The organism is Streptomyces capitiformicae (genome assembly GCF_002214185.1).
GTDB classification, from domain to species: Bacteria; Actinomycetota; Actinomycetes; order Streptomycetales; family Streptomycetaceae; genus Streptomyces; species Streptomyces capitiformicae.
In genome coordinates, this window is sequence record NZ_CP022161.1 from 6,796,342 (window position 1) to 6,820,505 (window position 24,164).

Consider the following 24,164-nt stretch of genomic DNA (forward strand, 5'->3'; position numbering starts at 1 on the left):
TGAACATGCCCACAAGAGGTCTCAACCACCTTGTGACTCGGGAGGCCCCGAAAACAGAACGCGAGCCCCTGTCGCAGGGGCTCGCGAACGAATCGGCCCGGCGGGCCGAGCTTTTGGGCGAACGGAGTTACTTCTTGCCGTCGTCGTCTCCCCCACCCGCGCCCAAGGACTCGAAGATCTCCTTGCACATGGGGCACACGGGGTACTTCTTCGGGTCACGGCCGGGGACCCACACCTTGCCGCACAACGCCACGACGGGCGTGCCGTCGAGGGCGCTCGCCATGATCTTGTCCTTCTGGACATAGTGGGCGAAGCGCTCGTGGTCACCATCGCCGTGCGACGTCTGCGGCGTCGGTTCGACGAGGGTCCCCGTACCAGTACCGCGCTCGGGCTCAAGAGTGCTCATGACTGCAAGGGTACTGAAGCTCACACGCATCAGTTGAGCGAAGGGTCGTCCGGGTACGTGGCGACCATCGCCAGTTCGCTCCGCTGGCGGCGCAGGACCTCTCGCCAGAGTCTCTCCGGGGAGGGCGAGGAGACGTCGCCGGGCTCGGACTCGACGACGTACCAGGCGCCCTCGACCAGCTCGTCCTCCAGCTGGCCAGGGCCCCAGCCCGCGTACCCGGCGAAGATGCGCAGGGAGCCGAGCGCGGAGGCGAGCAGTTCCGGTGGGGCCTCCAGGTCGACGAGGCCGATCGCGCCGTACACGCGCTTCCAGCCGAGCGGGGACCGGTCCACGGAGCCGCCGCCCGGGATGACGGCGACCCCGAGCGCGGAGTCCAGGGAGACCGGGCCGCCCTGGAATACGACGCCGGGTTCACCGGTGAGTTCCGCCCAGCCCTCCAGGATGTCGCCGACGTCCACCGGGGTGGGGCGGTTGAGGACCACCCCGAGCGAGCCCTCCTCGTCGTGGTCGAGGAGCAGCACCACAGCGCGGTCGAAGTTCGGGTCCGCCAGGGCGGGCGTGGCCACGAGCAGCCGCCCTGTGAGCGAGGACACCTCGGTCATGCCAGACATGATCCCTCATCCTCCCCGCGCGCGGGGAGCCAATGCGGGTAGCCGTGTGAATGCAGCCATGAATTCGAGGAGCGGCCTGGTAAGGACTCGTTTGAGGGTGGTGGTGGGAGACGGGCGGGCACACCGGTGCGGACCCCGCGCACATCCGCCACGGTGACCCCATGTGCCCGGCGGTGAACGGTTCGTGTTGTGGCGAACCCATGACGTGGCTGAGAAGTACTTGGGCTTACGGAAGGGGGGTAGGCGGCGATTACGCTAGCTCTTCGGCTCACGCCGCACCGCCACCCGCACAACGGGTCGACCGGTCGGCTCCCCCCAGGCCGAAACTCCCTCTGCCCAACTCCACGGAACGCGAGATTCATGACCGTCAACGGCTCTGACGACGTACTGCTTGTCCACGGCGGCACCCCGCTCAGTGGCGAGATCCGTGTCCGCGGTGCGAAGAACCTCGTACCCAAGGCCATGGTCGCCGCGCTGCTCGGCAGCGGTCCGAGCCGGCTGCGCAATGTTCCCGACATCCGCGATGTGCGGGTCGTACGCGGACTGCTGCAGCTGCATGGTGTAACGGTCCGCCCGGGTGAGGAGCCGGGCGAGCTGGTGATGGACCCGACGAACGTGGAGAGCGCGAACGTCGCCGACATCGACGCCCACGCGGGTTCGAGCCGCATACCCATCCTCTTCTGCGGCCCCCTTCTGCACCGCCTCGGCCACGCCTTCATACCCGGTCTCGGCGGCTGTGACATCGGCGGCCGGCCGATCGACTTCCACTTCGAGGTGCTGCGGCAGTTCGGCGCGAAGATCGAGAAGCGGGCGGACGGACAGTACCTGGAGGCGCCGCGGCGGCTGCGGGGTACGAAGATCCAGCTGCCGTACCCGTCCGTCGGCGCGACGGAGCAGGTGCTGCTGACCGCCGTCCTCGCGGAGGGCGTGACGGAACTCTCGAACGCGGCGATCGAGCCGGAGATCGAGGACCTCATCTGCGTCCTGCAGAAGATGGGCGCCATCATCGCGATGGACACCGACCGCACGATCCGCATCACCGGTGTCGACTCGCTCGGCGGCTACAACCACAAGGCCCTCCCGGACCGTCTGGAGGCCGCCTCCTGGGCTTCCGCCGCCCTGGCGACCGAGGGCGACATCTACGTCCGGGGCGCCCAGCAGCGCTCGATGATGACGTTCCTGAACACGTTCCGGAAGGTGGGTGGCGCCTTCGAGATCGACGACGAGGGCATCCGCTTCTGGCACCCCGGCGGCCAGCTGAAGTCGATCGCCCTGGAGACGGACGTCCACCCCGGTTTCCAGACCGACTGGCAGCAGCCCCTGGTCGTCGCCCTGACGCAGGCCACCGGCCTGTCGATCATCCACGAGACGGTCTACGAGTCCCGCCTCGGCTTCACGTCCGCCCTGAACCAGATGGGCGCGCACATCCAGCTCTACCGCGAGTGCCTCGGCGGCTCGAACTGCCGCTTCGGCCAGCGCAACTTCCTGCACTCCGCCGTCGTCTCCGGCCCCACCAGGCTCCAGGGCGCCGACCTGGTCATCCCCGACCTCCGAGGCGGCTTCTCGTACCTCATCGCGGCGCTGGCGGCCCAGGGCACGTCCAGGGTCCACGGCATCGAACTCATCAACCGCGGCTACGAGAACTTCATGGAGAAGCTCGTGGAACTGGGCGCGAAGGTCGAGCTGCCCGGAAAAGCCCTCGGCTGACACCGGCAGCATCACCCCCGGCCCCCCTCACGACCCTCCGTCCCGAGCAGGCCGCGTACATCGGCGTCGAGGTCGAGGGCCCGTACAAGCCGGACCACTACCGCTACTGACCCACGGAGGCGAGCAGTGCCACGCATCTCCGACGTGCTCGCCGCCGGCGTGCGCTCCTACTCCTTCGAGTTCTTCCCGGCCAAGACGGAGAAGGCCGAACAGCGGTTGTGGGAGTCCATCCGGCGGCTCGAATCGCTACACCCCACCTTCGTCTCCGTGACGTACGGCGCGGGCGGATCCTCCCGCGAGCGCACGGTGGAGACGACCCGTCGCATCGCCCGGGAGACCACGCTCACGCCGGTCGCGCACCTCACCGCCGTGGAGCACTCCGCGGCGGAGCTGCGCCACATCATCGGCCAGTACGCGGACGCCGGGGTACGCGACATCCTCGCGCTGCGGGGTGACCCGCCGGGCGACCCCATGGGGGAGTGGCGCCCGCACCCGGAGGGGCTCACCCACGCCGACGAACTGGTCCGTCTCATCCGGTCCTGCGGGGACTTCGGTGTCGGAGTCGCCGCGTTTCCCGAGCGGCACCCTCGCTCGCCCGACTGGGAGAGCGAGATCCGTCACTTCCGCCGCAAGTGCGAGGCCGGGGCCGACTATGCCGTCACCCAGATGTTCTTCCACGTCGAGGACTATCTCCGGCTCCGCGACCGGCTGTACGAGCAGGGCTGCCGGGTTCCGGTGATCGCCGGGATCATGCCCGTCACCCAAGTCCGTCAGATCGAGCGTATGGCGCAGCTGAGCAACGCGGTGTTCCCGCAGCGGCTCGCCGAACGGTTGCACGCGGTGGAGGACGATCCGGCCGCCGTGCGCGAGATCGGAGTGGAGTACGCGGCGCACATGTGCGAGCGACTGCTCGAAGAGGAGGCACCCGGACTGCACTTCATCACGTTGAACAACTCCACCGCGACCCTGGAGATCTACCAGGGCCTCGGCCTGGCCGGGATACGGGAGGCGGCGTGACCGTCACCGACCTCCCCGTGCTGGTGGTGGGAGGCGGACTCACGGGTCTGGCGGCCGGGGCGCTGCTGTCCCGGCACGGTCTGCCGGTCCGGGTCGTGGACCGTCGGCCGCAGCTCTCGCGGCATCCACGTGCCCGCGGACTCCACCCGGGGGCGATGGAGGTCATGCGCGTGCTCGGCCTGGAGGAGACCATCCGCTCCACTCCCTCCGCGGTGGCCCTGGCGCACAACGACACCGTCATCACCACCACCTCGCTCGCCGGCCGGGAGCTGGCGAGCCTGCGGGCCCCCTACTTCATGGGCGGCAGGAGAGAGCTGGGCGGGCTCTCTCCCACCGGGTGGTGCCAGTGCCACCAGGCCGAGGTGGAGCCCATCCTGCGCGGCCGTGCGCGGGAGCTGGGCGCGCGGGTGGACCACGGCATCGAGATGACCGACTTCCACCAGGACGGCGAGCGGGTCGTGGTCACCCTGAAGAGCGTCGATGACGGCGCCGAGGAGACGCTGAGCGTGGGCCATCTCATCGCCGCGGACGGCGCGCGCAGCGGGGTCCGGGAGCGGTTGGGCATCCCGTTCGACGGCACCGGACCATTCGGCCGCTTCGCCAACATCCACTTCCGGGCGGACCTGACCGCGCCTCTCGGCGACCGCCGGTTCATCATGGCCTACGTCTTCAACGAGCGGGTCAGAGGCGGGCTGATGCCGCTGGACAACGCCGAGAACTGGCTGCTGCACCTCATCGTCGACCCGGACGACGGAGAGGAACTCCCCTCCGCCGAGCAGTGCCGCGCCTTCGTACGCGCGGCGGCCGGGATCCCGGACCTGGCCGTGGAGATCCTGGGCGTCGCCCCCTGGGAGGCGTCCGCCCGGATCGCGGGCCGGTTCCGCGAGGGGCGCGTCCTGCTCGCCGGTGACGCCGCCCATGTCATGCCGCCCACCGGCTCGTTCGGAGCGAACACCGGCATCCTGGAGATGCACAACCTCGCGTGGAAGCTGGCCGCGGTGCACGCCGGGCAGGCCTCCGAGGCTCTCCTGGACACCTACGAGGCCGAGCGCCGGCCCGCCGCGGCGGCCACGGTCGAACAGGCCGTGCTGCGCAACCGGGACCGCCGGCGGCTGGCCGACGCGCCGGAGTCCGCCCCGGACCAGCGGATCGTCCCCGACCCGGTGGTCTGGTTCGGCGCCTGCTACGGCCCCGGCGAGGGGTCCTGGGCCGCGCGGCCCGACGGCCGGCCCGGTACCCGGGCTCCGCACGTGCCGTGGCCGGCGCCGGATCCGGAGACCCGGTCTGCCCCCGGACCGCGCTCGGCGGGGGGCTCGGTGCTCGACCTGTTCGGCCTTCGGTTCGTGCTGCTCACCGGGACCGGGCCGGCCGCGACCGGATGGCATGCGGCTGCCGGGCGGCTTCCGGTGGACGTCCACCGGCTGCCCGACGCCGCCGCGTGCGCGGCCTACGGCATCGCGACCGACGGAGCGGTGCTGGTCCGACCCGACGGCTATGTGGCCTGGCGGTCCCGGACAGCCGTACCCGACCCGGTGACGGCCGTCGAGCAGGCCCTGGCCGCCGTACTGCGCCCCTGAACAGCCGGACAGCGGACAGACGGGCGCCCTCCTCCGCTCCCGCCGGAGGAGGGCGCCCGCCTTGTCGGCGGCCTATCCCGGGTGTTCGACGATGACGGCGGCGTCCTTGGCGCCGTCCCCGGCGGCGACCACCGCCGCGAATCGCTCCCGCACCGTGTCCAGGACCGGCAGGGCGAGTCCGCTCTCATGGGCCGCGGCCGTGGCGACCCGGATGTCCTTCTCCATCAGATCGGCGCGGAAGAAGGCCGGTTCGTAGGAGCTGTCGCGCATCAGGGCTGCCCGGAACCGCATCACCAAGGAGCTGAAGCCGCTCTCCGCTATGGAGGTGATGAGCTGTTCCCGGTCCAGGCCGGCGGCGACGCCGTAGGCGACGGCCTCGGCCATCGAGGCGACCTGGGCGCCGAGCAGAAGGTTCAGGATGAGCTTCATGCTCGTCGCCGTGCCCGGAGCGCCCAGGTGGAGCACCTGTGAGCCGATCGTCTCCAGCACCGGCCGTACCTCGGCCAGGTCCTCCTCGGCGCCCGACACATAGACGCGCAGCGCACCCTCACGGGCCTGCAGCGGATTTCCCACCACGCAGGCCTCGACACGGCGCAGCCCCTTGGCGGCCAGCCGGTCGGCCGCCTCCCGGGCGTAGCCGGGGGAGACGGTGGAGGTGTCGACGATCAGCGCACCCGGGGCCAGCGCCGGAACGACCCGGCCGAAGAGCACCTCGTCGACCGCCTGTTCGTCGCTGAGACTCAGCAGGACGACTTGGTGCCCTTCGGCGGCGTGCTCCGGAGAGTCGGCGAGGACGGCTCCGGCCTCGACCAGTGGATCGGCTTTCGCGGCGGTCCGGTTGAACACGGTGAGCCGGTATTCGCAGCTCAGCAGCCGATGCGCCATGCCGCTGCCCATGTTGCCGAGGCCGATGAACGCCAGCTGACGGTGATTCATGACAAAACTCTTCTCCTTCGGTACGTCAGTACGCGGCGTCGACCTCGTAGACGGCGAACGGCGCGAATGCGCGGGTGTCGCGGAAGGGCCGTAGCGGGGCGGTGTCCTGACGGTGGTCGGCCCCCCGCTCCCAGCGCTGGAACGCGGCCATGGACTCCCAACGGCTCATCACCGCCAGAGCGGTGGGGTCGGCGGGGCTGCGCAGCAGCTCGTTGCCGAGCATGCCAGGCACCCCCGCCAGCCGCTCGCTCACCAGGTGGTAGGCGGTCCGGACCTCGGCGAGCTGCTCCTCGTCGTACGCGGCCTGGTAGACGATGACCCGGACCTCAGCGGGCACGGCCGGCCGCCTCGCCGTCGATGTGCGTGACGAGCTCCATCGTGTGGAAGGACCCGTTCTTCCGGAACGGGTGCAGCGTGGAGCGGTGCTCCAGGTGCGCGGGGCTGTTCTCGAACTCCCGGAACCGCGGCTCGTCCAGCCAGTCGCTGACGATGTAGTACGTGCTTTCCTCGCCGGCGGCCCGGGACAGCGACTGCCCCACGTTGGCCGGGTGCCCGGTCACCGCGTCGGTCCCCTCGTGCCAGGCCCGCTCGAAGTCGGCCTCCTTGCCCGGCTCGATCTCCATGCGCAGCATCACCCGGAAGGTCATCAGGAGATCCCCCCGTCGACGCCGATGGTGTTGCCGGTGACATAGCGGGACAGGTCACTGGCGAGCCACAACACGGCGCCCGCCACCTCGTCGGGGGTGCCGAGCCTGCCGAGGGCGGTCTTGGCGCCGTACCGCTGGGCCATGAGAGTGCGCTGGTCCTCGGGCAGCGCGTGGAAGTTCTCGGTCTCGATGACACCCAGGGCGACCACGTTGAACCGGATGCCCTTCGGCCCGAACTCCTTGGCCAGCGAGCGGTTGAGCCCCACCAGCGCCGCCTTGGTCGCCGTGTAGTGGGAGCGCAGCGGGATACCCGCCTCGATGGCCCGCGAGCCTATGCTGACCACCGAGGAGCCCTCGCCCAGCAGCGGCAGCGCGTGCTGGATCACCAGATGGGCGCCGGTGACATTGGTGGTGAAGATCCGCTGCCACTCCTCCAGCGACAGCTCGGTGTAGGGGATGTGGCTGATCGTGCCGGCGTTGTTGACGACCAGGTCGAGCCGGCCGTACCGGTCCTTGACCCGTTCCAGCAGCTCGGCGATCTCCGCCGGCTGGGAGAGGTCGGCGCGCAGTACGTGGTGGTCGCCGCCGGTCTCCTTGAGTTCGGCCTCCAACGAGGTGACGTACTCGCTCTCGTTCTGGTAGCAGGTGATGACGTCGACGCCCGCACGGGCGAGGGCGAGGACGACGCCCCGGCCGACCCCGCGGGTGCCGCCGGTGACCAGGGCTTTCTTGCCCCGAAGTGCGAGATCCATGATTCCTCCACGGTGAACATGACGGTGGGACGGAGGGAAGGCGGTGGGTCACAGCAGAACGGCGAGCGCGGCACAGTTCACCAGCAGCGCGGCGATGGTGAGCAGGCTGCGCCTGCGGTTCCAGGCACCCCAGTCGTGCCGGGGGTCCCGGTCCGCGAAGTCCGCGGGCAGGTTGTCCGGGTCGAGGGTGCGCATCCACCGGTTGACCGGGACGTTCTTGGCGACCGAGATGACGGCCGTGGCCGCGGCGAGCACGGCGGCCACGGCGAACGCGGCCCGTGCGACCGGCTCCGGAGCCAGGAACGCCAGGGCCACGTCGCAGACGACGGTGCCGATCAGACAGACCGGCATCGCCGGGTCGTACCGGGTCCCGAAGAACGCGTGGGCGTGCACGTACCGGTCGGCGGGCAGCGAGGCCAGATAGGGGAAGCCGCCCAGCTGGGTGCCGAACAGCACCCCGGCCGCGAGCCCGTTGAGCAGCAGGACCAGGGGAGTGAGAAACGCGAACACGAGGCCCCCTCAGCGGGTGAGGGCGCGCGCGGCGGCCTCGACCTTCTCCTTGATGAGCGCCATCTGCACCTTGGTGTTGCGGTTGAGGTGCTCGGTCATCGCCTCGTCGGTGGCGGGCGCCTGCGGCTTCATATGGAAGTCCTGGACCCAGCGCATCCGCACGCCCCCGCCGGGTTCCTCCGTGTACTCCCAGTAGATCTTCATGTAGTCGAACGGGCCGGTCTCCACCCGCTCGGCCCGCACGGTCCGGGCCTCGGGGTCACCGGTCCGCCGGGACACCCAGCTCCAGACGTTGCCGTCCTCGTCCGGGTGCATGGTGAGCCGGAAGACCACGGTCTCGCCGTCACGCTCCAGCACCTCGGCGGAGGCGTACTCGCTGAAGAGAGCGGGCCAGTTCGGCACGTCGTTGGTCATCTGCCACACCACGTCCATGGGGGCGTCGATGACGATGTGGTTGTCGGTGTGTCCAGCCATCGTCGTTCTCCTAACCGTTGTCGTCACGGTCGTCAGGGTGGTTCACGGTGCCGCCGCCGACCTCGCCGTCAGCGGCCCAGCACCAGGGCCGAGGTGAAGCCGCCGTGGCCGCGCGCCAGCACCAGGGCATGGCGCAGCGGCAGCTGTCGGGGACCGTCGGTGACCAGGTCGATCTCGAGGCCGGGCGCCGGCCGGCGGGTGCCGGTGGTCGGCGGGACGACTCCGTCGCGCAGGGCGAGCAGCGCCGTGGCCACGTCGAGTGGTGCGCCCCCGCCGTAGAGCCGCCCGGTGAGCGTCTTCGGCGCCGTGACCGGGACCGCCGAGGGCCCGAAGAGCGCCGCGAGGGCCTCGGCCTCCGCGCGGTCGTCGGCGGGCAGCCCGGCGGCGTCGGCGAAGACCACGTCGATGTCCCCGGGGGCCAGCCGTGCTGCCCGCAGGGCCTGCTCGGCCACCCGGCGAAGTGCCCGGGGCCGCCCCGAACCGGGCGGCGGGTCGAACCCGGCGGCGTGGCCGAGCACCCTTCCGTAGCCCGGTCCGGCCCCTCGCGCCTCGGCGGACTCGGCGCTCTCCAGGACCAGGATCGCCCCGCCCTCGCCGGGGACGTACCCGCGGGCCTCGGCGTCGAAGGGCAGATAGGCCCGGCCCGGGTCCTGGGAGGTGGAGAGCCTGCCGGTCGAGAGCTGCGCGGTGAGGCCGTACGGGCACAGCGAGGCGTCCGTGCCGCCGGTGAGCACCAGCCGGGCGCCCTTGTCGGTCAGCCGCTTCGCCTGCGCGACGGCGTCGAGCCCGCCGGCCTGCTCACAGGCCAGCACCCCGCACGGACCGCGCATCTTGTGACGGATGGACAGTTGTCCGGTGGTAGCCGCGTAGAACCAGGCGATGGACTGGTAGGCGCCCACCCAGGAGGGATCGTGCTGGTAGAGCGCGGTCATCTCCCGCTGCCCGAACTCCGTGCCGCCCGAGGACGAGGAGGTCACCACGGCCATCTCGTACTCGGGAAGCGCGGACGGGTCGACCTCGGCGTCCGTGAGCGCCTCCTCGGCGGCCGCGAACGCCAGATGCGTCCAGTGATCGGTCTGGGAGACCAGCCGGTTGGGCCGCACGGCGCTCCCGGCGTCGAACCCCGGTACCTCGCCCGCCAGTTGGACCGGGTACCCGGACGGGTCGAAGCGCTCGATCCGGCTGATCGCCGACTTGCCGGCGAGCACCGCGGACCAGTGGGCCTCGACCCCGATACCGGTGGGGGCGGTGATGCCGATGCCGGTGATCACCGGCGCGGCGGTCTGTGCGGCCGTCATGCCCCGCTCCTTCCGGCCGCCGCGGCCGCCGTGCCCGGGCGGGCCAGCAGCATCGCGGTCTGGAACCCGCCGAATCCGCTGCCGACGCTCAGCACCACGTCCATCGCGTGATCACGGGCGGTGAGCGGCACATAGTCCAGGTCGCACTGCGGGTCGGAGTTGTGCAGGTTCGCCGTCGGCGGCACGACCTGTCGCTGCAGGGCGAGCGCGCAGGCCGCCACCTCGATGGAGCCGATGGCCCCGAGCGAGTGGCCGACCATCGACTTGATGGAGCTCACCGGGATGTCGTAAGCGTGCTCTCCCAGGCTCCGCTTGAACGCCGCCGTCTCGTGCCGGTCGTTCTGCTTGGTGCCGGAACCGTGGGCGTTGATGTAGTCCACGGCCGTCGGGTCGAGCCGTGCCTGGTTCAGGGAGACCGAGATCGCCTCGGCCATCTCCCGGCCGTCGGGCTTCAGCCCCGTCATGTGGTACGCGTTGCTGCGCCCGGCGAAGCCGACGATCTCGCCGTAGATCCGGGCGCCGCGAGCCTCGGCGGCCTCCCGCTCCTCCAGGACCAGCACGGCCGACCCCTCGGCGAGGACGAAGCCGTCCCGGTCGCGGTCGAAGGGCCGGGATGCGTGCTCCGGATCGGCGTTGTTCGGAGTCGTCGCCTTGATCGCGTCGAAACACGCCGAGGTGATCGGCGAGAGCGGGGCGTCCGTGGCGCCGGCGAGCGCCACGTCCGCACTGCCCTCCTCGATCAGCTGCACGGCGTGGGCGATCGAGTCCAGACCTGAGGTGCAGCCCGTGGAGACCAGGGCGACCGGCCCCTCGGCGCCGACCTCCCAGGCCACCTCGGCGGCCAGGGTGCTGGGCACCATGTAGCCGTACAGGTGCGGTACGCCGTACTCGTGGTCCACGAGCCACTTCCGACCGCGGTCGCTGAGGACGACGTACTCCTCCTCAAGCCCCATGGTGCAGCCGACGGCGCTGCCGATGCTGACGGTGATCCGCTCGGGCGGGAGCGCGGCGAGGTCGAGTCCGCTGTCCTCCAGAGCCTCCCGGGCGGAGACCACGGCGAACTGCGCGGCACGGTCCATCCGCCGCACCTGCCGGGAGTCGAGCCCCGCGGCGGCCGGGTCGAAGTCGACCTCCGCGGCGACCTGCGAACGGAAGGGAGCCGGGTCGAAGAGGCTGATCCGCCGGGTGGCGGTGCGCCCTTCGGACAGCAGCTCCCAGAACGCCTCCCGGCCCACCCCGCCCGGCACGACCGCACCGATACCGGTGATGACGGCCCGTCGGCTCACGGTGCCCCACCCACATCCGGGTTGGACTGCTCGGGGTGCTGGGCGGTCTCGGTGTCCACGTGGCCGAGCTCGGGACGCGGCGCCAGCGGTGACAGATGGAAGGCGCACCTCGCGGTGGTGTCGCCGACGTTGACCAGCCGGTGCCTGACACCGATCGGGACGAGCAGCGAGTCCCCGGGGGCCAGTTCGATCGGTTCGCCGTCCAGCGTCATCCGCAGATCGCCGCTGATGACGTGGAGGAACTCCTCGGAGTACGGGTGGTAGTGCTCGGTGACGAAGTCGCCGGGCTCCAGTGTCACGACCCCGCCGAAGCCCGAGGTGCAGCCGACGGTCTTGGGGCTGAGGGTGACCCGGATGTCGCCGCCGCGCTTGGTGTTGGCCGCGACCTCGTCCGCGGAGACCTTCACGGTCCGGGTGATGGCGGTGGTCACTGGATCCGCCCTCCGTCCTTGGTCCAGATGTAGAAGGGCTCGGCCATCGCGTCCTTGGGCTCCTTCCAGTCGGGGTCGTAGGGCTCCACGCAGGCGGCGAGCCGGGTGTTGATGTCGTCGTAGAGCGGGTGGCTGCGGGCCCGGTAGAGGTTGCTCGTGATGTCCTCGTCGGCCTCGACCAGGTGGAAGTAGAGCCCGTGGAAACGGAACAGGGTGCGACGGGAGACGCCGATCATTCGCGGGAGGTCGGTGGCGTCGGACTCGGCGAAGATCTCGGCGATGTCGTCGGCCTTGTCAGGCTTCAGACGGGCGACGATCAGTGTGCGGTGCACGGCGTACCTCCTGAAGAACCACGGTCAGCATCAGGTCGGACGGTGGCACCGCCGTCTGGAGAGCCGCTTGAACACAGGTCCAGTTCTCCGGCGGATGAAGGACGTCTCAAGTCGCCTCCGAGTCGCCTCGGTTCCGCTGAGGGCACACACCCGGAGCGAAAACCGGAGCGAACAGGAGCCGTCCCATGCCGTTTGCGGCGATCACCTACGACATCAAGCCCGGCTACGAGAAGGAACTCACCGAGATCTTCGGCGACTTCAAGCGGGTACGCGGCAGCAGCGTCCAGGACGAGGAGGGCCGGACGGCGGGCACCATCCTGGCCACCGCGGTCTTCCTGCGTGACGACACGCTGGTCCGCGTCATCGAGTACACCGGCGACCTCGACGCCGTCGCCCGCCACATGGCGACGCAGCCCGGCGTTCGTGAGGTGGAGAAGAAGCTCAAGCCGTATCTCAGCCGGCCGCGGGAGACCGACACGACGGAGGGCTTCGTGGCCACGTTCCGGCGCAGCCTGCTGAAGACCGTCGCGCAGATCTCCGTACGCGATGTACGCGACGTCCGCGACGTACGCGACCAGGGGGCCACGGCCGGCCGGGGCTAGGGCCGGCCGAGGGCTGGGAGCCGGTCGGGCCACGGCCGGCCACGGAGCCTGTCGGGCTGCGGCGCCTGATGACGGCACGCCGCCCGCCCGGACCGGACGACGACACCCCTGTCCGTCCCGCGCGACCGGATCGCGCGGGACGGACAGGGGTGTGCGGCGTTGTCAGACCGTCGTGACCGTGACCGCGGACGCCGTCACGAGCAGGGCCGCGACGGCGAGTGCGGTGCGCAGCAGGTGCCAGCGCCGCCACAGGGGCCGAGGATCCTCCCAGTCCGCGGGAAGCGAGCCGGGGTCCGTGACGGCCTTGACGCGCCGGTTGATGGGGACGTTGCACAGATGGGACACGCCCGAGACCCCCAGCAGCAGTACCACGGAGACAGCGAAGAGAACCCGCGCGGTGCCGTCGGTCAGGACGGCGAGCACGCCGTTGACGAGCACACTGCTGAGCACGATGACCGGCATCGTGGGATCCCAGTTCCGGCCCAGCAGTCGGTGCGCGTGCACATAGGTGCCCGTGTCCATCGCGAAGAGCGCGGGCACCACACTCAGCGCCACGGCGAACAGCACCCCGGCGGTGATTCCGCCGCCGAGCAGCGCGGCGATGCCCAGCAGTCCGGTCATGACGCCGGGGCCACCGAGGGGTGGGTGTCGACGGTGAGCTGGGCGACCGAACGCATCGTGGCGTTGCGGAAGTACTCGGCGAACCCCTGGGCGGAACGGGTGTCCCGCTCCTCGGCGAGGAACGGGGCGAGCTTCTCCTCCAGGACGTGCACGCCCTTCTGCGCGGCCATGTGCCGGGCGACCGCCGAGAAGTCGCCCTCGTAGTGGATGACCCGGACGAGCACGTCGTCCTTGATGAACACGCCCGTACCGAGGAGCCGGCCGGCCGTCTCGCCCGTCTTCCCGGCGAAGTCCGGGGTGTCGACCCGCTGGAAGCCCGCGAAGATCTCGGCTATCCGGTCCTCGTTTCCGGGTTTGATCCGATAGGTGATGGCTGCGTAGGGCATCAGATTCCTCCGTCGACTTCGAGGGTGACGCCGGTGACGTACGCGGCCGCGTCCCCGGCGAGATAGATGACCGCCCCGGCGACGTCCTCGGGACGCCCGAGCCGGCCGAGCGCCGTCATCCCGGCGAGCCGTTCGGCGATCGCGGGCGGCAGTCCGGCACCGGGTTCGGTCTCGGTCACCCCGGGGGCCACGGTGTTGACCCGGATCCCCCGGCCACCCAGCTCCTTGGCGAGCGCCCGGGTGAACCCGACCAGGGCGGCCTTGGACGCGCTGTAGTGCACGCCGAGCGGCCGCCCGCGCAGCGCCACCGAGGCTCCGACGTTGACCACTGACGCACCGTCCGGGAGCAGCCCCACCAGCGCCTGGGTGACGAGGTACGTGGACGTGGCGTTGTGGTTCATCACCCGGTGCCACTCCTCCTCGGCCAGGTCGTCGAACTTGGCATGGCCGTCCACGCCCACGTTGTTGACCAGGACGTCCACACCGCCGAACCGGTCGCGCACCGTGTCCGCCACCAGCCGGGCGCCGGCCCCGCTGGTGACGTCCGCCCGTACCAGAACGTGTTCGCAGCCGGTGGCGGTCAGCTCCTCACCGAGCCGCCGGACCGCCTCGCCGTCGGCGCGGTGGACCACGGTGAGTCGCGCACCGGCCCGGGCGAAGGCCAGGGCGATCGCCCGGCCGATGCCCCGGGTCCCTCCGGTGACCACCACCCGCCTGCCTTCGAAACCGGTGCCGGCGGCGGGGGAGCCGGCCGTGGGCGCGGTCATCGGACCGCCCCGGCGCGCGGCGCCTCCTTGATCATGTTCAGCAGCAGACGCGGAGTGTCGGCCTCCAGCACGGCGTCGTCGGACAGCACGATGCCGTGCCTGCGCTCGATCACGCCGGTGACCTGGAGCAGGGCCAGGGAGTCGTAGCCGAACTCCAGGAAGGGCGTGTCGAGGGAGTCCTCGCCGTCGAGGCTCGTGCCCTCCTCCGGTGCTCCGACGCACTCGAGCAGCAGCTCGCTGAGCTCGGTCAGGGTGATGTCGCTCATCGTCGTTCGTTCCTTTCACATGCCGGCGGGAGCCGGGATTCCCAGGACGGGAAGTCAGGACGGGACGGGGTCGTGTCAGCCGACCTTGGCCAGTGATCCGGGCGGCGGTGCGCCGTCCAGGTCGAGCAGGGAGGAGCCCAGCACCGCGCGCTGGAGGTGCTCGATGCCGGGCGAGGGGTCCAACCCGAGGTGCTGGCCGAGGGCGTTACGCAGCTGCTGGTAGGTGCTCAACGCGTCGCCCCGGCGCCCGGCGCGGTACAGCGCGACCATCAACTGGCCGTGGATGCCCTCGTGCAGCGGATACCGGGCGGCGAGCCCGGAGAGCTCACCGATGAGTTCATGATGGCGTCCCAGCCTCAGGTCTGCCTCGATTCGCCCGTGCAGCACGCTCATGCGCGACTCCTCCAGGCGGGTGGCCTCCACCTCCAGCAGCGAGCCGCACTGCACATCGACCAGGGCCTGGCCGTGCCACAGGGCGAGCGCCCGGCCCAGATGGTCCGAGGCCGCGGCCCAGTCGCCCTGTTCCAGTGACCGGTGCCCGGCCGAGGACAGGACCTCGAACTCCTGCATGTCGAACAACCCGCCCTGGGTGTCGAGCAGATAACCGCCGGGCTCGGTGATCAGCACGCTCTTCGCGCCGTTCGGCAGCCCGGCGCAGTCATCGCCGAGCGCGGCGGCGATGAGGGTGCGCAGTTGCAGGATGTACGTCTGCAGGGTGGTCTGCACGCTGCGCGGCGGTGCCTCCCCCCACACCTCCTCCACCAGCGAGGACACCGAGACCAGTTGGTTGGCCTGCAGGGCGAGAAGGGCGAGAACCTTGCGGGGCTTGACGGCGGTCGGTGTCACCGACACTCCCGCCTGAGTCGCCCTGAACGGGCCGAGTACGCTGATGTCCATCCGCGGATCTCCTTCCACAACGAACGTTTCAGCCGACGCGGGGCAGCGGCATTTCGACATGCAGCGCCTCTCCGACGGCAAGGGGTAACTCACGGCCGCGGACGAAGAAGTGCGCACCGGGCATCGTCCGGAAGTGGAACCGGGAGGTGGTGCAGTGCTCCCACGCGCGAACCTCCGCGACGCTCACCATCCGGTCGTCCCGGCCCGCGAAGGCCCACAGCGGACACGGCAGCGGGGCGGGCGGAGCCGAGCGCAGACTGCGCGCGAGCCGCACGTCCGCCCGGAGTGTGGTGAGCGTGGCGCGCAGCCACTCGGGGCGCCTGAGCAGCGGTTCGGGCATGCTCTCGTCGTCGGTGAACAGGCCGACCAGTTGTTCGTCGGTCACCCCGGGCAGCGCCGCGGCTTCCAGCAGCCGTGAGGGCAGCTGCGGCGCGGCGCAGGCGCCGACCAGCACGACCTCCGGCGGTCTGCGGCCGGTGGCGACGAGGTGCAGGGCGAACCGGTGGGCGACCAGCGCCCCGAGGCTGTGCCCGTAGAAGGCGTACGGCTCGTCCAGAAGCGGGCCGAGATCCTCCGTGAGCTCCTCGGCGAGCCGCCCGGCTTCGGTGAGCGGGGGCTCCCGCAGCCGGGACTCCCTGCCGGGCAGCCGCACCGGGAGGACCGAGACACCGGCCCCGACCCGCTGCCGCCAGCCGGCGAACGTCATGGCACCCGCCCCCGCGTGGTGGAAGCACAGCAGCCTCCGCGCCGGGCCGTCGGCCGACGGCCGAGTCGCGAGATAACGATGCACCTTCCGGATCCCCCTTTCCGTACGATGCCTTCCGGCGAGACGGCCTTGAGCGTCACCGCACCCTCTGGAAAGGCGCTCAACGAGTGGTCGAGCTGGGGCCGGAGAGCGGCCGCGCCACGAAGGGGGCGCCGCCGGAGCGCGGCCGATCGCCGAAGCCGGGGTCGTAGACGGCCGTGCTCACCGTGTACTTGCCGTCCACCAGCCAGCTGGTGAAGGACCACTCCCAGCCCGCGGCCGGGGAGCCGTCCGGGCGCAGCATCTGCACCTGCTGGTCCTGCGGACTGAATCCGAACTCCGTGAAGCGGAACCGCAGGCCCTGGCCGATCGCCTTGCTGTACGCCTCCTTCAGCGTCCACAGCCGCACCAGTTCGCTGTTGCGGTTCTCCTCCGCCACCCGCCGCAGCGCCTCCAGTTCGTGGGGCGTGCACACCTGGCGCTCCGTGCCCAGACCGAGCATCCGTCGGTCCGCGAGCTCGATGTCGACGCCGATCCGGCCATGCCGGGCCAGCCCCACCACCAGGAGCTCCTCGGTGTGGCTGAGGCTCACGTCCAGCTGGTCGATGCCGCGCAGATACGGCCGTCCGCCCGGCTTGTACGCCAGTTCCAGTTCCTCCGGACCGGTGTCCAGGACCGCGCTCGCCGCGGACTTCAGCAGCAGCCGGGAGGCGGCGAACCGCTTCCGGATCTGCGGATGGGTGATCCGCTCCAGCCGGGAGTGGTCCTGGCCGAGCATCGCCGCCAGAGCATCGGAGTCCAGAGTGCCGGGGAGCCAGTCGGCGACGGCCGCGTAGAGGACCGACGTTCCCGTGGAGTCGAGCTCGCGGCGCACGGGCCGCCAGGAGTCACCGGGGCCGCGGTTCCGGATCGGCGGGGGTGAAACAGGAGGACGCATCAGCGCACCAGCGGGTCGACCAGGGCCTGCGCCGGAAGTGGCGCCGTCCGCCCGGCAGGCGCCACATGCGACCAAGGTCCCAGGTCCGCGACGCGGTCGGCGAGATCGCCGATGGTGCCGCAGCCCAGGAGCACATCTGCCAGGGGTACGTCCGTCAGCGCCGGGTACCGCCGCTCCAGACCGCACTTGAGCTCGAGCAGCATGACCGAGTCGATGCCGAGGTCGTCCTGGAGCAGTTGCTCCGGGACGAGGTCCTCGGGCGACTGCCCAAGGACCTCGGCCACTTCCTCCAGCACGGTGCGTAGCGGCTCCGCTCGCGGTTCGGGCGCGGGGGCCACCGGAGGCGTGGGGTGTGGGGGAGTCCTTGGAGTCATCGGGAGTCTCTTCTCCTCATCGGCCGATCAGGGTCGAGTACAGGTCGTAGCTGCGGGCGTCGTCGAAGCGGTGCACCAACTCGGCGAGCAGCCGCTCCTCCCCGAGGCGGGGAGGTCCCGGCGTACCGGGGTCGAGTCTGCGCAGTACGCGGGAGAGCGCCATGACCGCCCAGGCCGGGTCGGCGAGGAAGTCGCCCGGGGAGCCGCTGTGGTGCCGCCACACGCCCAGACAGGCCGCGCCCGCGGCGATCAGGGCGTACCGGTCGGCCAGCGCGTAGACCCGGAGCCCCGCGTGGCCGTCGTGGCGGTTCGCCAGCTCGGCGCAGGCCCGGCGGAAGCGCGCCAGCTCGGCGCCGAGTGCGGCGGCGTATCCGGCCAGCGACTCCTCCAACTCCCCGCCACCCGCGGCGGACGCCTGCCGCACCGTGGACTCCAGCGTCCCGACGAGTGAGTCCATGTCCGCGGGCAGGCTCAGCTCCTGCTGTCGAAGGCCTGGCAGCTCCGGGTCCAACGGCCGGAACAGCGCGGCCGGTACCTCTCCGTCCACGGGCGCCCGCAGCCCGGGCAGTCGGCCGAGGTGCGCCACGATCGCCGCACGGCTCGCCGTGCTGCCCACCGGCCCCAGGCCGATCATGGGCAGGTCGCGGGCCGACTTCTGGAATGCGGCGTACGTTCCCTGCCTGGCGTACGACTCGGAACCGAGCACGATGGACAGGTCGTACACCATCTCGGTGAGCACCGTCGGAAGCAGGTACTTCACCACGGCGCTCAGCGTGGGGCTCTCCCGTGGCAGCAGATGGAGCGCCCGGGTGGCCACCAGAGCCAGCGCGTCGCACAACAGCAGGTCGGTGAACGCGTCGACCAGCGCCGTGCGGGTGCGGGGCATGCGCAGTGAAGCCCTGCTGCGTGACCGGTGCGAGCGGGCGAAGGCGACCGCGGTGCGCAGCGCCGTGTCGGCGCTGCCGAGGGCCATGGACGGGCCGACGCAGCGGATGACGGGGAAGGCGCGCGCGGCCAGTTCGGCTCCGGTGTGGGGCGGCCCGAGCAACTGGTCGGCCGTGAGCCCGTAGCGGGTGAACTCCAGGCCGTGGACCAGGCAGCCGCGGATGCCGATGGTGGAGCGCCGGGGCAGCAACCGGAAGCCGGCGCTGCCCGGCTTCGGCGCGCCGAACAGGAACGCGCTGTGGCCGTCCCCCGAGTCTTCCGCGGAGTGCGCGAACAGCAGCAGGGAGGTCGCCCGCGAGGCGTTGTTGAGTGCCTCCTTGCGGCCGCTGAGCAGGAAGGCATCGCCGTTCGGAGCTGCGATGAATCGATTTTGCAGAAAGTCGTTTCCCTCGGCCGGCTCCGGATAGGCGCAGGCCATCCGGCCGCCGGACAGCAGCAGTTCCGCGGTGTCGCGTCGCTGCTCGGCCGAGCCCCCGGCCCAGACGACGACCGCGGCCATGTACGAGCTCATCCCGTATCCCAGCCCCAGCGACGCGTCCCGCCGGAAGACCGCCCGCATCACCCGTGCCAGCGAGTCCAGTTGCAGCAGCCTGCCGCCCAACTCCCTGGGCACGAACTCGGCGTTGAGTCGAAAGTCGTCGAGCAGCCGCTCGGCCGCGGGCAGTATGCGCCGCTCCGCGTCCGCCGCCGCGAACTGTTCCGCCCCCAACGGGTTGCCCGGATCGTCCAGATCCCCGAAGTCGTGCTCAAGCCGGGCGATCCGCTCCTCCACGGCGACCCCGTCGAGGCCCGCCCCGCTCGCCACCACCGACATGGCTCCCTACCATCCTCTCGCGAAACCGGCTGGGCCCGAGGCCCTGTCGTCGAACTCCCGTCTGCCGCGCGACGCCCCGCACGCTCCCCCATCTCTCGGCTTCTCCCCCACTCTCGGCTTCGCTCGAGCGGGATAGGCCCCCATGAGCGGGAGGGGCCCCCACCGCCACACCGGGCGAAAGCCCACGTACGTCCAGTCCATCTACGGGGCCTTCCGCCCGGCATGCCGAGAGCACGCACCTACGTACGTCACCGCGTGCGACGTCGGCGTACATCAGCCGCTGCCGCGGCGGGCGCGCGGCCGCCCTTCGGGCGACGACGGGAGTTCGACGACAGGCCCTAGGGCTCAAGAGCGGCTCAAGGGCACTTGTTCAGGCTCGGCCGGCGGCGGGTGGGCGGCCGGGCTCTCGTACTCCGCGGGCCACGGATGGTCGAGGAACTCCCTCGGCGGCACGCCCGGCAGCCACAACCAGCCGTACGCCACCAGGGCACGTCCCACCGGCCGGAGCAGTCGCATCGCCGCGACCAGGGCGAGCTCTCCGAACGTCTTGTCTGTGCCGGACATGTCGTCAGTTCCCTTCAGGGCGGAGAGCACGGTCGAGAGCAGGGTTGCAACCGGCGCTCAACCGGGCCTCAAGGAACTCTCGCAGCGGCACCGGGACGAGCAATTCGGACATTCCGTACTGCGCTCAAGTGGGCCTCAAGCGCTTCTTGCTCAGATGTAGGGTGCATGGAGCGAGGGCGCACGCTGCCATGAGACTCCGATGAGATCATCAGGCCCCCGAAAGGACGGTGTGCCGTGTCGCCGAACGCGGCGGGCGGGGACAGGCGGGAACCGACTCCAGCCGACATCCAGGGCGAGCCGGGCCACCGTGTCGCCGCCGTGCAGCGGTTCGAGCTCAACGACGTAGGGACCCTGGAGACCTTCGAGCGGGAGCTGGAGCGGAACGCACGGCACCACAAGCACCAGAAGGGCCTGGAAGGCCAGGTGACACTGCGCTTACTGGACCGGCCCGGCAGCTATCTGTACCTCAGCTGCTGGTCCTCGCTCGGGAACCTGGCGAGCGCGATTCACGGGAGCACGTCCTGCGCCCAGTTCGACCGGCTCGGCCGACTGGCCGACATCACGCCGGGCCAGGCGGTGGGAGTGGGGCTGATGGGTGCCGGAGTCACCTTGGCCGACGCCGCTCACGCGGTACTGGTGGAGGCGCTGCTCGACGGCCAAGCGGCCCAGTTCGAGCTGGACTTCGGAGCCCTCGCCGGCCAGTTCATGCACGACGCCGGTTTCGGGGGCGGTCTCCTTCTGCGGTCCACGATCGACCCGCGCGGATATCTCGGTCTGATCTGGTGGAGCAGCGCACAGCCCTGTGACGACGCGCTGCGCAGTAGCCGGTTCCTCGACCGGCGGCTGAGGCTGGAGAGCACCACGGCTCGGCTCACTGTCGAACGGGCCCAGGTCGCAGGGGAAGACCCGCGGCCCTAGGGCCGCGGATACCGCTCCACCTGCTTCCGGCTGCCGCACGACCGGCGTTCGAGCCCTCTGGTTCACGCTTGCACCATGTCCGAACACGCGTTCCTCAGAGTGGTCCGGGGACAGCCGGACGAGATCGAACTGGCCGCGGTGACCGCCGTGCTGCTGGCACGACTGCGAGCCGGCGGACACCCCGCGGAGCCCGACCCCGCCGCCGGCGGGACGGCCCCGCGGCGTGCCGGATGGCGTGCGGGGCGCTTCCGCCACCGCTCCGCGGTGCCCTGGTCGGCGGCGCCGATGGAACACATGTAAGGGGGAGGCGTGTCCAGCTACCGGAACTTCACCGAACTCATGCTGGCCAGGGCCGCGCAGGCACCTGGCGGGGATGCGCTGCTCCTGCTGCCGGACAGCATGGAGCGCGGACGACCGAAATCGGTTTCCTACCGGAGCCTGGACGCATCCGTCCGCAGGCTCGCCGGCTGGCTTCAGAGTCAGGACGCCGCCGGTGAGCGAGTGTTGCTCCTGCACCGGTCCCGCCACCAGTTCGCCGTCAGCTTCCTGGCGTGTCTGTACGCCGGGGCCATCGCCGTTCCCGTCCCACCGGGCGGAGGCCGTGCCCATCACGAGGAGCGGGTCGCCGGGATCGTCAAGGACACCACCCCGTGCCTCACGCTCACGGACGCCGCCCTCGCACCCGAGGTGTCACGGCTGCTGGCCCGTTGCGGATACGGGAACACGCCCTGTCTGCCCGCCGACGCGGTGCCGACCGCACCGCCCTGGAGCCTGCCGGAGCTGTCGTCGGACACCGTCGCCTATCTCCAGTACACCTCCGGTTCCACCGGACACCCGCACGGAGTGATGGTCACCCACGAGAACCTCCTCGCCAACCAGCAGGCGATCCATGACGCGCTGGGCACGCAGGCCGGCGCCCGGATGGGCGGGTGGCTCCCCCTCCACCACGACATGGGCCTCGTCGGCCAGCTACTGCACCCGCTCTGGCTGGGCGGCACCTCCGTGATGCTCCCGGCCGAGACGTTCATCCGGCATCCGGTGCGCTGGCTGGAGGCCATCGGCCGGCATGGGATCACCGTCAGCGGTGCCCCGGACTTCGCGTACGACCTGTGCCTGCGGAGGGTGACCGACGAACAGCTCGACGGCCTCGACCTCTCCGGCTGGCACACCGCCGTCTCCGGTGGCGAACCCGTCCGCGCGGAGACCCTGCGGGACTTCGCCGAGCGGTTCGCACCCGCCGGGTTCCGGGCCGGAGCCTTCTCGCCGTGCTACGGCCTGGCCGAAGCCACACTGCTGGTCTCCGGCAGCCGGGGCACACAACCGTGTCACGAACGCACGGTGGACGCCGAGGCCCTGGAACGGCATCTGTGGCATGAGCCGACTCCGGGGCGGCCGACACGGCGTCTGCCCTCCTGCGGCCCCGCCGCCGGCTGTGAGATCCGGATCGTCGACCCGGAGACCGGGGCGGTGGTGCCGGACGGGCGGATCGGTGAGATCTGGGTCCGCGGCGGCGGGGTGGCCGCCGGCTACTGGCGTGACCTGGGCAAGACGGCGCGGTTCTTCGGCGCCTCGACGGCCGACGGCGAGCGCGGCTTTCTGCGCACAGGCGACCTGGGCACGCTGGACGACGGCCACCTCTATGTGACCGGCCGGCTCAAGGACATGATCGTGGTGGCGGGGCGCAATCTGTACCCGCAGGATGTGGAGCGCACGATACAGCAGGTCAACGCGCTGTTCGGCCCGGGCACCGCCTTCGCCGTGCCCGGTGAGCGCGAGCGCGTGGTGGTCGTCCAGGAGCTGCGCACACGCAGTGGCTACGATCTCGACCTCGCCGCGCTCGCCACACAGGTGGAGCGCTGTCTCACCGACGAGTTCGACGTACGGGTCGGCGGAGTCCTGCTGGTCCGTCCCGGCACCGTACGCCGCACGACCAGCGGCAAGGTGGAGCGTTCCGCGATGCGTGAACTCTTCCTGCGCGGCCGGATCCGTCCGCTGCACCAGCGGCTCGACACCGATCTGTCGACGGGGCCGGCCGCGCTGACCGGATGAACCAGGACTACGGAGGGGACTGATGTGAACCACTTACCGGATGGTGAGCGGCACGAGCGGGAGTTCCTCACCTGGCTGACGGAGCGGATCTCGGACTATGCGCACCGGGAGGTCGGGCAGGACGCACTGCTCGTGGAGTGCGGACTCGACTCGGTCGCCCTGCTGAGCCTCTACGGGGACATCGAGGCGGAGTTCGGCTCGCTGATCGCCCCCGAGGACATGTGGGTGTACCCCACGGTCCGCGAACTGGCCCGCCATCTGGCGGTGCGCCGGGTACGGATGAGCCGGCGCGACCGGGTCCGGGCGGTGTTCGTGTTCGTCGGTCAGGGCAGCCAGCACCCGGGCATGGCCGAGGGCTTCTACCACCACTCCACCGGATACCGGGACTCCCTGACCCGGGTGGACGAGGTGCTGCGGCCGTATCTGGGCTGCTCGGTGGCGGAGTTGATCCTCAGTCGGGATCCCGGCATCGACCGGACGTCGCTGGCCCAGCCGGCCCTCTTCGCCGTCGAGTACGCCCTGGCGCGGACCCTGCTGGATGCCGGGGTGCGTCCGGTGGCCGTGCTCGGCCACGGAGTCGGAGAGTTCGCCGCGGCGACGGTCGCCGAGGCACTCACTCTGGAGCAGGCGGCGCGACTCGTCGCGCTGCGGGGCGAGTTCATGCAGCGCATGCCGGACAGCGGGGGAATGCTGGCGACCTGCGCCGATCCCCACGAGGCGGCGGAGGTCGCCGCCTCCGAGCCCGGGGTGACCATCGGCGCCATCAACGCCGCCCGGGCCACCGTGCTCTCCGGCGATCTCGATGGTCTGGCACGGGTCAGGAACAGGCTGGCGGACGCCGGTATTTCCAGCCGACTCCTCCCGGTCGCACACGCCTTCCACTCCCCGCGCATGGAACCGGTCGTCCCCAAGTTCACGGCGGTGGCACGGCGATTCCCCGGCGCTCAGCCACGCGTCCCCTTTTTCTCCACGGTGTACGGACGGCAGCTGGCGGAGCCGCTCGGCGCGGCGTACTGGGCCCGGCAGATCACCTCACCGGTCCGGTTCGCCGAAGCGGTCCGGCGGATGCTGGCCCAGCATGCTCCCACCCATGTGGTGGAGATCGGCCCGAAGATCGTGCTCACCCCGTTCCTGCGCCGGATCGGCGGCGCCGACGGACCGCGCTGCCTCGCGGTGTGCCGGGGACCGGAGAGCAACGCGGTGGATCTGGCCGGGGTGCTCTCCGCGCTGAACGCCGGACCGCTCGCCGAAGACACCTCGGAGTTGTGACGTGGTGGCCGGAAGACGGTGACCGG

30 protein-coding genes and 1 pseudogene are annotated in these 24,164 nt (G+C 71.0%); 9 read left to right on the top strand and 22 right to left on the bottom strand.

The features are described from left to right. Positions 1-127: 127 nt before the first annotated feature. Positions 128-406: a DUF3039 domain-containing protein gene (locus CES90_RS30270; RefSeq protein WP_149824856.1), complete on the bottom strand. Its 279-nt coding sequence runs from the start codon at positions 404-406 to the stop codon at positions 128-130. Positions 407-435: 29 nt separating this feature from the next. After that, the gene (locus CES90_RS30275; protein ID WP_189784183.1) at positions 436-1,008 is read right to left on the bottom strand and encodes a YqgE/AlgH family protein; all 573 of its coding nucleotides are present in this window, start codon (positions 1,006-1,008) and stop codon (positions 436-438) included. Positions 1,009-1,377: 369 nt separating this feature from the next. On the opposite strand from CES90_RS30275, the gene murA reads away from it, so the two are divergent. From murA to CES90_RS30295, 4 genes and pseudogenes are all read left to right on the top strand, one after another. Continuing rightward, the gene (gene murA, locus CES90_RS30280) at positions 1,378-2,724 is read left to right on the top strand and encodes a UDP-N-acetylglucosamine 1-carboxyvinyltransferase (protein ID WP_189784151.1); all 1,347 of its coding nucleotides are present in this window, start codon (positions 1,378-1,380) and stop codon (positions 2,722-2,724) included. A gap of 26 nt (positions 2,725-2,750) precedes the next feature. After that, a pseudogene (locus CES90_RS51350) lies at positions 2,751-2,834 on the top strand (adenosylhomocysteinase); the annotation flags it as partial. A gap of 25 nt (positions 2,835-2,859) precedes the next feature. After that, positions 2,860-3,741, top strand: a complete 882-nt coding sequence (gene metF, locus CES90_RS30290; protein WP_189787218.1) for a methylenetetrahydrofolate reductase [NAD(P)H] — start codon at positions 2,860-2,862, stop codon at positions 3,739-3,741. After that, positions 3,738-5,318, top strand: coding sequence for an FAD-dependent monooxygenase (locus CES90_RS30295; protein WP_189787155.1), 1,581 nt, complete (start codon positions 3,738-3,740; stop codon positions 5,316-5,318). The genes metF and CES90_RS30295 overlap by 4 nt, the downstream gene beginning before the upstream one ends. A gap of 72 nt (positions 5,319-5,390) precedes the next feature. On the opposite strand, the gene CES90_RS30300 is transcribed toward CES90_RS30295, so the two are convergent. The 10 genes from CES90_RS30300 to CES90_RS30345 all read right to left on the bottom strand — a co-directional run bounded on the left by CES90_RS30300 (position 5,391) and on the right by CES90_RS30345 (position 11,984). Next, the gene (locus CES90_RS30300; protein WP_189787156.1) at positions 5,391-6,254 is read right to left on the bottom strand and encodes an NAD(P)-dependent oxidoreductase; all 864 of its coding nucleotides are present in this window, start codon (positions 6,252-6,254) and stop codon (positions 5,391-5,393) included. A 25-nt stretch (positions 6,255-6,279) separates the two neighbouring features. Next, positions 6,280-6,591, bottom strand: coding sequence for an antibiotic biosynthesis monooxygenase family protein (locus tag CES90_RS30305; protein ID WP_189787157.1), 312 nt, complete (start codon positions 6,589-6,591; stop codon positions 6,280-6,282). Next, the gene (locus CES90_RS30310) at positions 6,581-6,901 is read right to left on the bottom strand and encodes an antibiotic biosynthesis monooxygenase family protein (RefSeq protein ID WP_189787158.1); all 321 of its coding nucleotides are present in this window, start codon (positions 6,899-6,901) and stop codon (positions 6,581-6,583) included. Before CES90_RS30310 ends, CES90_RS30305 begins: the two co-directional genes overlap by 11 nt. Then, positions 6,901-7,653, bottom strand: coding sequence for an SDR family NAD(P)-dependent oxidoreductase (locus CES90_RS30315; RefSeq protein WP_189787159.1), 753 nt, complete (start codon positions 7,651-7,653; stop codon positions 6,901-6,903). The genes CES90_RS30310 and CES90_RS30315 overlap by 1 nt, the downstream gene beginning before the upstream one ends. Before the next feature lie 48 nt (positions 7,654-7,701). Next, complete coding sequence (locus tag CES90_RS30320) at positions 7,702-8,163, bottom strand: anthrone oxygenase family protein (RefSeq protein WP_189787160.1); 462 nt, start codon at positions 8,161-8,163, stop codon at positions 7,702-7,704. Positions 8,164-8,172: 9 nt separating this feature from the next. Then, positions 8,173-8,637 carry an SRPBCC family protein gene (locus CES90_RS30325; protein ID WP_189787161.1) on the bottom strand — a complete coding sequence of 155 codons (465 nt, stop codon included), beginning with the start codon at positions 8,635-8,637 and terminating at the stop codon, positions 8,173-8,175. A gap of 68 nt (positions 8,638-8,705) precedes the next feature. Then, positions 8,706-9,935 carry a ketosynthase chain-length factor gene (locus tag CES90_RS30330; protein ID WP_189787162.1) on the bottom strand — a complete coding sequence of 410 codons (1,230 nt, stop codon included), beginning with the start codon at positions 9,933-9,935 and terminating at the stop codon, positions 8,706-8,708. Next, a complete protein-coding gene (locus CES90_RS30335; protein WP_189787163.1) occupies positions 9,932-11,221 on the bottom strand; it encodes a beta-ketoacyl-[acyl-carrier-protein] synthase family protein in 1,290 nt (429 codons plus the stop codon). Before CES90_RS30335 ends, CES90_RS30330 begins: the two co-directional genes overlap by 4 nt. After that, positions 11,218-11,652, bottom strand: coding sequence for a cupin domain-containing protein (locus tag CES90_RS30340; RefSeq protein ID WP_189787164.1), 435 nt, complete (start codon positions 11,650-11,652; stop codon positions 11,218-11,220). The genes CES90_RS30335 and CES90_RS30340 overlap by 4 nt, the downstream gene beginning before the upstream one ends. Further along, the gene (locus tag CES90_RS30345) at positions 11,649-11,984 is read right to left on the bottom strand and encodes a TcmI family type II polyketide cyclase (protein WP_189787165.1); all 336 of its coding nucleotides are present in this window, start codon (positions 11,982-11,984) and stop codon (positions 11,649-11,651) included. Before CES90_RS30345 ends, CES90_RS30340 begins: the two co-directional genes overlap by 4 nt. A gap of 185 nt (positions 11,985-12,169) precedes the next feature. Between CES90_RS30345 and CES90_RS30350 the strand changes: the two genes are divergently transcribed. Then, positions 12,170-12,586 (top strand): SchA/CurD-like domain-containing protein, encoded by a 417-nt coding sequence (locus CES90_RS30350; protein ID WP_189787166.1) that lies wholly within the window; start codon positions 12,170-12,172, stop codon positions 12,584-12,586. Between the two features lie 162 nt (positions 12,587-12,748). On the opposite strand, the gene CES90_RS30355 is transcribed toward CES90_RS30350, so the two are convergent. The 10 genes from CES90_RS30355 to CES90_RS30400 all read right to left on the bottom strand — a co-directional run bounded on the left by CES90_RS30355 (position 12,749) and on the right by CES90_RS30400 (position 19,902). Then, complete coding sequence (locus CES90_RS30355) at positions 12,749-13,207, bottom strand: anthrone oxygenase family protein (RefSeq protein ID WP_189787167.1); 459 nt, start codon at positions 13,205-13,207, stop codon at positions 12,749-12,751. Continuing rightward, positions 13,204-13,593, bottom strand: coding sequence for a SchA/CurD-like domain-containing protein (locus CES90_RS30360; RefSeq protein WP_189787168.1), 390 nt, complete (start codon positions 13,591-13,593; stop codon positions 13,204-13,206). Before CES90_RS30360 ends, CES90_RS30355 begins: the two co-directional genes overlap by 4 nt. Next, the gene (locus tag CES90_RS30365; protein WP_189787169.1) at positions 13,593-14,360 is read right to left on the bottom strand and encodes an SDR family NAD(P)-dependent oxidoreductase; all 768 of its coding nucleotides are present in this window, start codon (positions 14,358-14,360) and stop codon (positions 13,593-13,595) included. Before CES90_RS30365 ends, CES90_RS30360 begins: the two co-directional genes overlap by 1 nt. Then, on the bottom strand, positions 14,357-14,626 hold the full coding sequence (locus CES90_RS30370; protein ID WP_189787170.1) for an acyl carrier protein: 270 nt from the start codon (positions 14,624-14,626) through the stop codon (positions 14,357-14,359). The genes CES90_RS30365 and CES90_RS30370 overlap by 4 nt, the downstream gene beginning before the upstream one ends. A gap of 75 nt (positions 14,627-14,701) precedes the next feature. Further along, on the bottom strand, positions 14,702-15,523 hold the full coding sequence (locus CES90_RS30375) for an AfsR/SARP family transcriptional regulator (RefSeq protein ID WP_189787171.1): 822 nt from the start codon (positions 15,521-15,523) through the stop codon (positions 14,702-14,704). A gap of 28 nt (positions 15,524-15,551) precedes the next feature. Then, the gene (locus CES90_RS30380) at positions 15,552-16,313 is read right to left on the bottom strand and encodes a thioesterase II family protein (RefSeq protein ID WP_189787172.1); all 762 of its coding nucleotides are present in this window, start codon (positions 16,311-16,313) and stop codon (positions 15,552-15,554) included. Between the two features lie 76 nt (positions 16,314-16,389). Then, positions 16,390-17,205 carry a 4'-phosphopantetheinyl transferase family protein gene (locus CES90_RS30385; RefSeq protein WP_189787173.1) on the bottom strand — a complete coding sequence of 272 codons (816 nt, stop codon included), beginning with the start codon at positions 17,203-17,205 and terminating at the stop codon, positions 16,390-16,392. After that, positions 17,205-17,579 (bottom strand): acyl carrier protein, encoded by a 375-nt coding sequence (locus CES90_RS30390; protein WP_208921463.1) that lies wholly within the window; start codon positions 17,577-17,579, stop codon positions 17,205-17,207. The genes CES90_RS30385 and CES90_RS30390 overlap by 1 nt, the downstream gene beginning before the upstream one ends. 16 nt (positions 17,580-17,595) lie before the next feature. Next, a complete protein-coding gene (locus CES90_RS30395; protein WP_189787175.1) occupies positions 17,596-19,338 on the bottom strand; it encodes an acyl-CoA dehydrogenase family protein in 1,743 nt (580 codons plus the stop codon). A 345-nt stretch (positions 19,339-19,683) separates the two neighbouring features. Next, positions 19,684-19,902: a DUF6059 family protein gene (locus CES90_RS30400; protein ID WP_189787176.1), complete on the bottom strand. Its 219-nt coding sequence runs from the start codon at positions 19,900-19,902 to the stop codon at positions 19,684-19,686. 234 nt (positions 19,903-20,136) lie between these two features. Between CES90_RS30400 and CES90_RS30405 the strand changes: the two genes are divergently transcribed. The 4 genes from CES90_RS30405 to CES90_RS30420 all read left to right on the top strand — a co-directional run bounded on the left by CES90_RS30405 (position 20,137) and on the right by CES90_RS30420 (position 24,138). Further along, on the top strand, positions 20,137-20,820 hold the full coding sequence (locus CES90_RS30405) for a hypothetical protein (protein ID WP_189787177.1): 684 nt from the start codon (positions 20,137-20,139) through the stop codon (positions 20,818-20,820). Between the two features lie 75 nt (positions 20,821-20,895). Beyond that, positions 20,896-21,120 carry an acyl-CoA carboxylase subunit epsilon gene (locus CES90_RS30410; protein ID WP_189787178.1) on the top strand — a complete coding sequence of 75 codons (225 nt, stop codon included), beginning with the start codon at positions 20,896-20,898 and terminating at the stop codon, positions 21,118-21,120. Positions 21,121-21,129: 9 nt separating this feature from the next. Beyond that, a complete protein-coding gene (locus CES90_RS30415) occupies positions 21,130-22,869 on the top strand; it encodes a fatty acyl-AMP ligase (RefSeq protein WP_229914322.1) in 1,740 nt (579 codons plus the stop codon). A 24-nt stretch (positions 22,870-22,893) separates the two neighbouring features. After that, positions 22,894-24,138: an acyltransferase domain-containing protein gene (locus CES90_RS30420; protein WP_189787179.1), complete on the top strand. Its 1,245-nt coding sequence runs from the start codon at positions 22,894-22,896 to the stop codon at positions 24,136-24,138. Positions 24,139-24,164: the final 26 nt, after the last annotated feature.